The organism is Curvibacter delicatus NBRC 14919, assembly GCF_001592265.1.
Classification (GTDB): Bacteria; Pseudomonadota; Gammaproteobacteria; order Burkholderiales; family Burkholderiaceae_C; genus Hylemonella; species Hylemonella delicata.
This window is the reverse complement of the sequence record NZ_BCWP01000061.1, coordinates 1-10,790: the sequence shown is the minus strand read 5'-3', so window position 1 is coordinate 10,790 and position 10,790 is coordinate 1. Positions and strand designations below refer to the sequence as shown.

At 64.2% G+C, this 10,790-nt stretch carries 7 protein-coding genes; 4 read left to right on the top strand and 3 right to left on the bottom strand.

From position 1 onward, the window contains the following. Positions 1–245: 245 nt before the first annotated feature. Both alaS and CDE01S_RS17275 read left to right on the top strand, forming a co-directional pair. A complete protein-coding gene (alaS, locus tag CDE01S_RS17280) occupies positions 246–2,870 on the top strand; it encodes an alanine--tRNA ligase (protein ID WP_066710597.1) in 2,625 nt (874 codons plus the stop codon). Positions 2,871–2,927: 57 nt separating this feature from the next. Further along, positions 2,928–3,488 (top strand): TlpA family protein disulfide reductase, encoded by a 561-nt coding sequence (locus tag CDE01S_RS17275; RefSeq protein ID WP_245636212.1) that lies wholly within the window; start codon positions 2,928–2,930, stop codon positions 3,486–3,488. Positions 3,489–3,492: 4 nt separating this feature from the next. Here CDE01S_RS17275 and CDE01S_RS17270 read toward each other — a convergent pair whose 3' ends face one another. Beyond that, positions 3,493–4,545, bottom strand: a complete 1,053-nt coding sequence (locus tag CDE01S_RS17270; protein ID WP_066710594.1) for an acyltransferase family protein — start codon at positions 4,543–4,545, stop codon at positions 3,493–3,495. Positions 4,546–4,554: 9 nt separating this feature from the next. Continuing rightward, complete coding sequence (locus CDE01S_RS17265; protein ID WP_439648682.1) at positions 4,555–5,694, bottom strand: TGL-type protein-glutamine gamma-glutamyltransferase; 1,140 nt, start codon at positions 5,692–5,694, stop codon at positions 4,555–4,557. A gap of 212 nt (positions 5,695–5,906) precedes the next feature. On the opposite strand from CDE01S_RS17265, the gene CDE01S_RS17260 reads away from it, so the two are divergent. After that, positions 5,907–7,019, top strand: coding sequence for a transglutaminase-like domain-containing protein (locus CDE01S_RS17260; protein ID WP_066710588.1), 1,113 nt, complete (start codon positions 5,907–5,909; stop codon positions 7,017–7,019). Between the two features lie 90 nt (positions 7,020–7,109). Here the strand turns inward: CDE01S_RS17260 and CDE01S_RS17255 are convergent, their stop codons facing one another. After that, the gene (locus CDE01S_RS17255) at positions 7,110–9,713 is read right to left on the bottom strand and encodes an AAA family ATPase (RefSeq protein WP_066710585.1); all 2,604 of its coding nucleotides are present in this window, start codon (positions 9,711–9,713) and stop codon (positions 7,110–7,112) included. A gap of 224 nt (positions 9,714–9,937) precedes the next feature. Between CDE01S_RS17255 and CDE01S_RS17250 the strand changes: the two genes are divergently transcribed. Then, positions 9,938–10,790: MCP four helix bundle domain-containing protein (locus CDE01S_RS17250; protein WP_174525484.1), on the top strand; the 853-nt coding region annotated here is incomplete at its 3' end.

Here is a 10,790-nt window from a genome sequence, read left to right as displayed (position 1 = left end):
CCCTTACAGGTTTGCGGGGCGATTTGGGTCAATCATATGATGATTGGGCGAAGCTTTCGCCGTCTTATGGCGGGGGCACAACATCTTTTTCCTTGCACGAAGCGGCCCGCCTCGGCGGCGGGTCAGGTCGGGTGCCGATGCCGGTAGGTGGGGCGCAAAATCTATAATTGATAGTTCAAATAAATCAAGCAGTTACGTGCCCGCAGCGATTCCTGGCGGATCGGCGGCGCGGCCACCTACACACCATGAGCCAACCCGCTTTCTCCGTTGCCGACATCCGCAAGACCTTTCTGGACTTCTTTGCCGCCAAGGGCCACACCATCGTCGCCTCCAGCCCGCTGGTGCCGGGCAACGACCCGACCCTGATGTTCACCAACTCCGGCATGGTGCAGTTCAAGGACGTGTTCCTCGGCACCGACAAGCGCTCCTACGTGCGTGCCACCTCGGTGCAGGCCTGCCTGCGCGCTGGCGGCAAGCACAACGACCTGGAGAACGTGGGCTACACCGCGCGCCACCACACCTTCTTCGAGATGCTGGGCAACTGGTCTTTCGGCGACTACTTCAAGCGCGAATCGCTCAAGTGGGCGTGGGAACTGCTGACCGAGGTCTACAAGCTGCCGCCGGAACGCCTGCTGGCCACGGTGTACGCCGAGGACGACGAAGCCTACGACATCTGGACCAAAGAAATCGGCCTGCCGCCCGAGCGCGTGATCCGCATTGGCGACAACAAGGGCGGGCGCTACAAGAGCGACAACTTCTGGATGATGGCCGACACCGGCCCCTGCGGCCCCTGCTCGGAGATCTTCTACGACCACGGCGACCACATCCCCGGCGGCCCCCCGGGCAGCCCGGAGGAGGACGGCGACCGTTACATCGAGATCTGGAACAACGTGTTCATGCAGTTCGACATGGACGAGACCGGCGCCGTCACGCCGCTGCCCGCACCCTGCGTCGACACCGGCATGGGCCTGGAGCGCCTGGCTGCTATCCTGCAACACGTGCACAGCAACTACGAGATCGACCTGTTCGATGCGCTGATCAAGGCGGCGGCACGTGAAGTCGGCACTCAGGACCTGCGCAACCCTTCGCTGCGTGTGATTGCCGACCATATCCGCGCCACCGCCTTCCTGGTGAGCGACGGCGTGATTCCGAGCAACGAAGGCCGCGGTTACGTGCAGCGTCGCATCGTGCGCCGCGCCATCCGCCACGGCTACAAGCTGGGCCAGAAGAAACCCTTCTTCCACAAGCTGGTGGCCGAACTGGTGCGCCTGATGGGTGACGCCTACCCGCGTCTGAAAGAGCAGGCGCAGCGCATCACCGAGGTGCTGAAGGCCGAGGAAGAGCGCTTCTTCGAGACGCTGGAAAACGGCATGGAGATCCTGGACGCGGCGCTGGCCGGCGGTGCCAAGGTGCTGCCAGGCGAGGTGGCCTTCAAGCTGCACGACACCTACGGCTTCCCGCTCGACCTGTCGGCCGACGTTTGTCGTGAGCGTGGCCTGAGTGTGGACGAGGCCGGCTTCGCTGCCGCCATGGAGAAGCAGAAGAGCCAGGCCCGCGCCGCCGGCAAGTTCAAGATGGACAAGGCGCTGGAGTACAGCGGTGCCGGCAACGAGTTCGTCGGTTACGAAACACTCGAGGCTGCTGCAAAAATCGTAGCGCTTTACGCAGACGGGACGCCGGTTGCAGCCCTGAAAGCCGGTCAAAACGGGGTGGTGGTGCTGGACACCACGCCTTTCTACGCCGAAAGCGGCGGCCAGGTCGGCGACGAAGGCCTGCTGCTGGCCGGCTCGGCCCGCTTCGACGTGGGCGACACGCAGAAGATCAAGGCCGATGTCTTTGGCCACCACGGCACCGTGACCCAGGGCACGCTCAACGTGGGTGACCAGGTGACCGCGCTGGTGAACATGGAAACACGTGCCGCCACCGAGCGCAACCACTCGGTCACGCACCTGATGCACAAGGCCCTGCGAGAAGTGCTGGGCAGCCACGTGCAGCAGAAGGGCTCGCTGGTGAATGCCGAGCGCACCCGTTTCGACTTCGCGCACAACGCACCGGTGACCGAAGCGCAGATCCGAGAGATCGAGGCCAAGGTCAACAGCGAGATTCTGGACAACGAAGCGACGCAGGCGCGCCTGATGGACATCGAGTCGGCGCAGAAGACCGGCGCCATGATGCTGTTCGGCGAGAAGTACGGCGACAGCGTGCGCGTGCTCGACATCGGCAGCAGCCGCGAACTGTGCGGCGGCACGCACGTGCAGCGCACTGGCGACATCGGCCTGTTCAAGGTGGTGGCCGAAGGCGGCGTGGCCGCTGGCGTGCGCCGCATCGAGGCCGTCACCGGTCAGAACGCGCTGGCTTACCTGCAGCAATTGGAAGACACCGTGACGCAGGCCGCCGGCACGCTCAAGACGCCGGCCGCCGAACTCAACACCCGCCTGGGCCAGGTGCTGGACCAGGTCAAGGCGCTGGAGAAGGAAATCGCCGCGCTCAAGGGCAAGCTGGCCTCCAGCCAGGGCGACGACCTGGCGACGCAGGCGGTGGATGTCAAAGGCATCAAGGTGCTGGCCGCCAAGCTCGACGGCGCCGACGCCAAGACCCTGCGCGACACGCTGGACCAGCTCAAGAACAAGCTCAAGACCGCCGCCATCGTGCTGGCGGCGGTGGACGGCGACAAGGTGCAGCTGGCGGCCGGCGTCACGGCCGACAGCGTGGGCAAAGTCAAGGCCGGCGAACTGGTCAACTTCGTCGCCCAGCAGGTCGGCGGCAAGGGCGGCGGCAAACCCGACATGGCCATGGCTGGCGGCACCGAGCCGGCCAAGCTCGGCGCGGCGCTGGCCAGCGTGCAGGGCTGGGTGGCGGACAAGCTCTGATTGCTATAAATTTGATAGCTTTCTGCGCTTTTCAGATAAGCTCTGGAGGCTGATTCGATGTCAACCCCCGACATGCTGATGAGCTCTGCCAGCATCCTGCGTCGCCAGACGCTCCAGCGGCTGGCCGTCTGGGCGGGCGCGGCCAGCCTGCTGCCGGTAGCCCGGGCTGCCAGCTTTGATCTGACGCGCTGGCCGCCCAGCCTGGCCGTGCCGCCATTGCAGGCCATGGACCTGCAGGGCAAGGTCTGGAAGCTGGCCGATCTGCGCGGCCGTGCCGTGCTGCTGAACTTCTGGGCCAGCTGGTGTGAACCCTGCCGCGCCGAGATGCCAACGCTGCAGCAACTGGCCGAAATCTACGGGCCTGAGAAACTGGTGGTGCTGGCGATCAACTTCAAGGAAGGGCCGCGCCGCATCAACCAGTACGTACAGGCCACCGGCATGAGCCTGCCAGTGCTGCTTGACCAGAGCGGCGACATCGCCAAACAGTGGGGCGCCAATGTGTTCCCCACCACCATCCTGATCGATGCCGAAGGCCGGCCGCGCCAGCGCGTGCGTGGTGAGGTGGACTGGACCGGGCGCGAAGCGGCGGCGCTGGTCGAGCCTTTGCTGCGGCGCTGATTTTTTACGTTGCCGACTTGCGGCGGTAGCCGACCAGGCGCGAGAGCGGTGCTTCCATCCAGCGCTGGAACAGCAGCGCCAGCGCCAGGCTGATGGCCCAGCTGGCCAGCAGCACCCCCATGGCGGCGACAGAGTTGCTGAGCCGCAGGTGGGCAAACAGCGCATTGCCCAGCATCAGCACCGGGAAATGAATCAGGAACAGGGCGTAGGAGCTCTGCCCCAGCAGGCCGACGGCACGTGCCAGCGGGGCCGGCATGGCCGACTGGAGCAGGCGGGTGTGGTCGCGCCACTGCACCAGCGCCAACAGCAGCGCCACCACCAGAGCCAGCGCGATGCGGCCGCGGAAATCCAGCACCAGCGCCAGCAGGCCGGCGACCGCCATCAGCCCCAGCAGCCTGCCGGGATGGCGCGAACTGCCAACCCAGTAGGCCAATGCCCCCATGCCGTAGGCACCGAAGAAGTAGAGTGCCCAGTTGTCCCAGTCTTCATGGCGGTTGAAGAAGAACAGCGAGGCCAGCATCAGGCCCAGCACCAGCAGCACGGCCCAGAGGCGGCGCCGGCCCAGCCACAGCAGCAGGGTCATGAGGGCGAAGAGCTGGAAGTCGATCGCCACGTACCAGACGCCGGCCGAGAGCGATTCCTGGCCCAGCACGCTGTGCAGCAGCAGGGCGTGCGACAGGGTCTGGCCCAGGGTCGGTGCGTCAGGAATGAAGTCATCGCTCAACCAGTGGCGTGCCAGCATGGCCGACGCCACGGCCAGCAGCAGGGCAACGACAAAGGGCAGGACCAGGCGCTGGTAGCGCCGCCACAGCGTGCGCCAGGGCGAGCCGATGCGGATCTGGCCTTCCGGCGCCAGGTTGCGTGCGGCCAGATAACCGCCCAGCACCAGAAACACCTGCACCGCCATGCGCGCATAGTCATACAGCCAGGCGGAGAGATGCGGTGCGGCCTGGCTCATGGCATCGGACAGCGGGCCATAGGCGGCAAAGTGATGCAGCACGATCAGCTGTGAGCCGATGAGCTTGAGCGCATCGATATGGGTTTGCCGGGACTGCATGCCCGGATTTTATTCGGTGGGCAGCTGCAGGTCCGCCGTGCCGGGGCGGACCCAACGGGCGAACTCACGCGTGGTGTCGATGCCGCCGCCGGCTTCGGTGTAGACACCGCGCGGCTCACGGTAGCGCGTCATCAGCGCCATGATGCGTGTCAGCTCGGAAGGATTGCTGAGCGTGGCCTCGATCATCGGCTCGATATGCGCTTCGTCGATGCGGTGTTCGCCCTGCTCGTCACGGTACAGGCCATGGCGCCAGTGGTAGATCTCGACGCACTTGCTGGTCAGGGTGTAGGGGTGGTTGCGTTTCCAGAAGTTGGTGAACAGGCCGCCCCCCAGGTACATGACCCAGGAGCCTTCAAAGCCCGAGGCGTTGGCGGAGGCTTCGTCGGGGTTGCGGAACCAGGTCCGGTCACCCGGAACGTAGTAGCTGGGCGGCAGCGGCTGGTCCATCGAACCTTGTTCGCGCAGGAACACTTCGTGGAATTCGCCCGACATGATGGCGCGCTGGGTCCATTGCTTCTGCAACTGATTGAACAGGGACGGGTTGCTGTGTGCCAGTTCCTGCGCGATGCCCAGCAGGGTCACGTACTCGGTGGCGCGGTAGCAGGAGAACGAATACAGCGAACCCGAGACGTCTGGCTGGGTGGCGCGGGTCAAGGCTTCGATCAGCGAGACACCCGGGAGGATGGTGAAACCGGTGGCCTTGTCGTAGGTCCAGTAACCCTCGGGGCGCTCGGCGGCTGCAGTATCAAAGGCCAGTGTGGTCTTGCGCGCCGCCTGCACGATGTTGCGGCGGATGCGCACGGCCGAGACCAGTTCGTCCAGGCTGGGGAACTCGAAAGGGATCGGTCCCATGAGCATGGCCACCACGATCTCGCGCATCAGGTCGGCATCGCAGTTCAGCGTGTTCAGCTGCAAGGTCGAAGCGAGTTGCAGCGTGTCCAGGCCGGGGGCCCAAGCCTGGGCAGTGGCCTGATCCAGCCACAGCCGAACCCAGGCGCCTTGCCTGTCCTGTCCTCGTTCGGCGTGTACCGACGTTGCCAGATCCGTGAAGCCGAGTTGCGCCAGCGCGGTCTGCCGGATGTCGTCAGCCAAGATGCTTTCCGGGGTGCGCAAAACGATGCCACTGCAAGCCTGTGCTGGCAGTGGCATCGTCTGCATCATCGAGTGATAGGTCTCCAACCGCATTCTCATAACTTTTCGCTCAATATACCCTAGGAAATATGGGGTCAAGCTAGGGGATAACACAGAGGGATCCGAGGCGATAATCGCTCCCGCGAAGCCCTGCTGGGCAGGTCGCACGCGGTTCCGGGGCATCTTCATCTGCGCCGGCGGCGTTTTCACCACCAATCCGGAGTCCTTTTATGACCACCGTGCGTCGCACATTCCTCAAGAACGCGGCAACCCTGTCTGCCGCCTACACGTTGCCGGTTATCGGCTTTGCCCAACCGGCTCCGGCGCAGCGCCAGTTCAATCCTCAGCCCGGTGCATGGCGCACTTTCGAGGTGACCACCCGTGTCGACATCCTGGCCCCCGAAGGCACTACCCGCGTCTGGCTGCCGGTGCCGTCGGTTGATACCGACTGGCAACATTCGCTGGACAACGCCTACAGCAGCAACGGCCAGGCCAGCATGGGCAGCGATGCCCATTACGGCGCCAAGCTGCTGGCGGTGGAGTTCGCCGCCGGCGAGAAAAAGCCCTGGGTCGAACTCACCAGCCGCATCCAGACGCGCAACCGCGCGGTCGACTGGTCGGTCAAGAAGCCGGTGCAGGAAGACGCGGCCAGCCTGAAGTTCTGGACCCGCCCTACCGCGTTGCTGCCGACCGACGGCATCGTGCGCAAGACGGCGCTGGAGGCCACGCGCGGCGCCAAGACCGACGTGGAGAAAGCGCGTGCCATCTACAACTGGGTGGTGGCCAACACCTACCGCGAACCCAAGACCCGCGGCTGCGGCGAAGGCGACATCAAGACCATGCTGGAGACCGGCAACCTGGGTGGCAAGTGCGCCGACCTCAACGCCATCTTCGTTGGCCTGTGCCGCGCAGTCGGCCTGCCGGCGCGTGATGTGTACGGCCTGCGTCTGGTGCCGTCGGCCTTTGGCTACAAGGAACTCAGTGGCAATCCGGCCAGCCTCAAGGGCGCGCAGCACTGCCGTGCCGAGGTATTTCTGAAGGACTACGGCTGGGTGGCGATGGACCCGGCCGACGTGGCCAAGGTCATGCGCCTGGAGACAGCCGAATGGATCAAGGACACCCGCCACCCCGTGGTGGCGCCCGTGAACCAGGCGCTGTTTGGCGGCTGGGAAGGCAACTGGCTGGCCTGGAACATGGCGCACGACGTGGCGCTGCCCGGTGCCAAGGGGCCGAAGCTCGGCTTCCTGATGTACCCGGTGTGCGAAACGGCCGAGGAGCGGCTCGACTCCTATGCGCCCGACGCCTTCAAGTACCAGATCACGGCGCGTGAAATCAAGGCCTGATGCACGCGGGGTGTGCGGCCTTGTGGCCGTCACCCTGCTGAAGGCGCCTTGTGCGGGGCTCCTTCGCTCCGAATCGAGCGCTCGTAGTCTTCAGTCCGCCTGACAAGACGGGCGTGTCGCGGCGACATCGGCAGCGGCCTGGGACGGTGTGTCCGACGGCTGGGGCAGGGCGTTGACGGTCTTGTTCAGCCCACTGTCCAGTTCGGCGAGAACCTCCTCCAGCGCGTCGGATACATCGTCGGCTGTCAAGGCGTTCAGGTCTGCGCCCGAGTCTTCACCCAGATAGGCCAGCCGCTCGGCCTGCACCTCGATGCAACGCTCGAACAGGTTGCGTACCAGTCGGCCGTTGTCGGAGGTCTGGCCTGCCTCGTACAGCGCGGTCAGGTTGGCCAGCAGCAGGGCGCGTGCGGGCTCTTCGAGCGTGTATTCGGATTGACGGCAGAAGGCATGGAAGATGCCGAGCAGTTCGGCGGGTGCATAGTCCTCGAACTCGATGTAGTGGTTGAAGCGCGAGCGCAAACCCGGGTTGCTGTCGATGAACCGCTTCATGGGCTCCGGATAACCCGCCACGATCACCACCAACTGGTCGCGATGGTCTTCCATGAACTTGAGCAGGGTGTCGATCACTTCCTTGCCGAAGTCACTGCCGCTCTCGCCCTGGGCCAGTGCGTAGGCCTCGTCGATGAACAGCACGCCGCCCAGTGCCGACTCCAGCACCTCCCGGGTCTTGATGGCCGACTGGCCGACGTAGCCGGCGACCAGACCGGAGCGATCCACCTCGACGATGTGGTTGGAAGGAATGATCCCGAGGCTGCAATACAGGTCGGCGACGATGCGCGCCACCGCTGTCTTGCCGGTGCCCGGGTTGCCGGTGAACACCAGGTGCTGCGAGAACCCGGCGGGGACCTTGTTGCCGGCACTGGAACGGATGCGTTGCAAACGGACAAAGGCGAACAGGCGTTGCACCTGTTTCTTGACATGCCGCAGTCCGACCAGGTCATTCAGCTTGCTCAGAACGCCCTCGTAGTTGGATGACATGCCGTCATCCGCCGGCAGGGGTTCGCCCAGCCCGTGTTCCACGTCCGCCGGCAGAATGGCCTGCAAGTCCGATTTCGTTGCATTGGGCAGGGCGAAGACGCGCTGGGCCTGGGCCTCGATGACCTTTTCGAACAGATTGCGCACATAACGTGCATTGCTGAAGCGTTCCCGCTGCACCTGGATTTCCCGGCTGAAGATGGTCTGCAAACCGTGATGGGTCGACTCGCTCAGGACATAGGAGTGCCTGGTGCAGAAGTTCAGGAAGATTTTCAGCAGCTCGGCCGGCGTGTAGTCCGGGAAATTGATGTAGCGGTTGAAACGCGAGGCGAGGCCCGGATTGGCGTCGATGAAGTGTTCCATTTCCTCGGTGTAGCCGGCCACGATCACCACCAGATCATCGCGGTGGTCCTCCATCATCTTGAGCAGCGTTTCAATGGCTTCCCGCCCGAAGTCCTGGCTGCCTTCGCGTGCCAGGGCATAGGCCTCGTCAATGAACAGCACGCCGCCCAGGGCCGACTCCACCACGGCCCGGGTCTTGATCGCCGTCTGGCCGATGTAGGCTGCTACCAGCCCGGAGCGATCGGTTTCGACGACCTTGTCGGTCTTCAGGATGCCCAGCCGCTGGTAGAGGCCGGCGATGATGCGGGCAATCGTGGTCTTGCCGGTGCCCGGGTTGCCCAGGAACACCAGATGGCGTGATGGCCAGTTGGGCACACGCAGGCCCTGCTGCGCACGCAGCTTCTGCACCTGGATGTAGCTGGCCTGGCGAAAGACCTCCTGCCGGACCACGTCCAGCCCGACAAAGTCGGCGAAGGCCGATTCAAGGTAGTCGGCAACGGAGTCGTCGGCACGCAGGTTGTGTTCGGGAATGGGTTGCAAGCGTGTGCGCCGCTCGCGCAGCCGGGACAGTCGTTCTTTGGCTTCCGCAAACTCCTGCCGGACGGCTTCTTCGTACCAGTGCTGCGCCTGCTCCAGATCCTGAGGCACACCCAGGCCGTTTTCATAAAGCCAGCCCAGGTTGCTGCAGGCTTCGGCATATTTTTTCTCGGCGGCAAGCCGGTTCCAGTAGACGCTTTTTTCATAGTCCACCGGCACGCCGAGTCCTTGCTCGTAGATCAGTCCCAGCTCGCACTGGGCTTCCGGCATGCCCTGGTCGGCGGCCAACTGGTACCAGCGTACGGCGTCCTGCGGGCTGGCGGACACGCCGCGGCCGTTGGCATAGGCAAAGGCCAGGTTGTACTGCGCAAAGCAGTCGCCCTGGTCGGCCGCCAGGCGAAACCAGTGCACAGCCTCGTTCTCGTCCTTGGGGACGCCCGAGCCGGTCGCATAGTGGTAGCCAAGTTGCCGCCGTGCGGGTGCATCGCTCCATTCGGCCGCGATGCGCAGCCTGCGGATGCCTTCGGCCTCATTCTTCGGAACGCCGCGGCCGTGCAAATACGCAAACGCGAGGTTGCGCTGGGCCTCGGCATGGCCGCAGTCTGCAGCACGGCGGAACCAATAGGCGGCTTCCTGCTCGTTTTTCTCGACACCGGTTCCCAGGGCATAACGCTGGCCCAGGTGGTACTGGGCGTCAGGTTCCGGCCTGATGAACAGGTTGCCACCGGCCAGCTTGCGCAGTTGCTCGATGGGCAGAGTTTCGAATCGCTTGGAGGACATGCATTGCTACGGCAAAAATGGTTGGCTCCCGCCACAGTTCGGCATTGTTTTAATTTTTTGCAGTCTATCCCAAGAGGGATGTCATGACGCCCCAGCCGGGGCATTGTCCGGTGGAAGCGTTCACGGCTTTTTGCGATGGCTCGGCCTGAAGGCCTGCGTTAACATCGCCTGCACACGGGTGGTGGCAGGCTTGCGACTGTCCCGTTCGATTCCAAAGGGACCTCATGAACATATTCAACAAGATGCGGGTTGGCACCCGACTCATCAGCGGTTTTGGTCTGTTGATCGCCGCGCTCGTGGTCATCAGCGTCGTTGCGCTGGTCCAATTGAATGCGATCAATCGCGACCTGCATGAACTGCGGGAAAACCGCTTGCGCAAGGTCCAGGTCTTCAACAAGCTGAAGGACAACCTGCAGACGGTCGCCTCGATCACCCGCAGTGCCGTGCTGCTCAATGACGCAGCGGCGGCCGCGCCCCTGGTGGAAAAAATCAAGCCGATCCGCGCCAGCAATGCAGAAATCTTTGCTGAACTGGACAAGACAGAGACTTCGCCCAAAGGCATAGAGTTGCTCAAGATCATCCACGACACGCGCGGCAGCTACAGCAAAGGCCTGGACCAGGCGATGAAGCTGGGCATGTCGGGCAATCCGGACGAGTTCAAGGCGGCCAGCAGTCTCCTGAATGGCGAAATCGCCGCCAAGCAGGACATCCTCTTCAAGGCGGTCGAGGACTCGTTGGCCCTTCAGAGCGCATCGGCCGAAGAGATCGGGCAGCAGGCCAACCAGCGGGTTGACAGCAGCAGCAGCCTGATCCTGTCCATCAGTGTGCTGGCCATCGTGGCCGGTTTGTTCGTGGCCTGGGCCATCGCGCGCGGCTTGACGCGCCAGCTGGGGGCCGAACCCGTTGACGTGGCCGACGCGGTGGGGCATGTTGCACAAGGCGACCTGACGCAGGCCATCACCCTGCGGACCGGAGATTCCAGCAGCATCATGGCCTCGGTCAAGCAGATGCAGGAGTCTCTGCGCCGCACCGTGGCCACCGTGCGCCAGGGGTCAGAAGCGGTCTCGACCGCCAGTG

What these genes read in the sequence shown, in the direction of transcription:
- alaS (WP_066710597.1), top strand. Translation starts at nt 246, where the DNA reads ATGAGCCAACCCGCTTTCTCCGTTGCCGACATCCGCAAGACCTTTCTG.
- CDE01S_RS17275 (WP_245636212.1), top strand. Translation starts at nt 2,928, where the DNA reads ATGTCAACCCCCGACATGCTGATGAGCTCTGCCAGCATCCTGCGTCGC.
- CDE01S_RS17270 (WP_066710594.1), bottom strand. Translation starts at nt 4,545, where the DNA reads ATGCAGTCCCGGCAAACCCATATCGATGCGCTCAAGCTCATCGGCTCA.
- CDE01S_RS17265 (WP_439648682.1), bottom strand. Translation starts at nt 5,694, where the DNA reads ATGCCACTGCCAGCACAGGCTTGCAGTGGCATCGTTTTGCGCACCCCG.
- CDE01S_RS17260 (WP_066710588.1), top strand. Translation starts at nt 5,907, where the DNA reads ATGACCACCGTGCGTCGCACATTCCTCAAGAACGCGGCAACCCTGTCT.
- CDE01S_RS17255 (WP_066710585.1), bottom strand. Translation starts at nt 9,713, where the DNA reads ATGTCCTCCAAGCGATTCGAAACTCTGCCCATCGAGCAACTGCGCAAG.